This window comes from Mesorhizobium sp. M8A.F.Ca.ET.021.01.1.1, from assembly GCF_003998025.1.
Classification (GTDB): domain Bacteria; phylum Pseudomonadota; class Alphaproteobacteria; order Rhizobiales; family Rhizobiaceae; genus Mesorhizobium.
Genome location: NZ_RZSJ01001132.1, coordinates 1 through 384 on the forward strand (window position 1 = coordinate 1; position 384 = coordinate 384).

General features: G+C 67.2%; 1 pseudogene. It reads left to right on the forward strand.

Annotated elements, in window-relative coordinates:
- Positions 1–248, forward strand: a pseudogene (locus EOA36_RS36960) (sugar ABC transporter substrate-binding protein); the annotation flags it as partial.
- Positions 249–384: the final 136 nt, after the last annotated feature.

Sequence of the window (384 nt, forward strand, 5' to 3'; positions counted from 1 at the left end):
ACCCCGGCTCGATCGGCGGCGCGGGCGTTACATTGGCGCTGCAGATCCTCGACGGCAAGAAGCCGGCCCAGCAGACCGTGCTGGTCGACCCGCAGCTCTGGGAGAACGCCACCGACGAAGGCAAGGCCAAGCTGAAGGCCGCCGCCGATCCGTCGCTGAGCCCCGAATGGCCGGTCTCGATCTCGATCCCGGACTGGACGACCTACACCAAGGAGCAGATCGTGGCCTGCAAGGGGCCGGGGGAGTAAGGCTGAGGTTTGCCAACGGACCATCCGTCGGCGCTGCCCCTCACTGTCCTGCCGGACATCTCTCCCCGTAAACGGGGAGAGAGAAGCTGGCCGCAATGCCGGCGACAAGCCCCCCTCTCCCCGTCTCTATACGGGG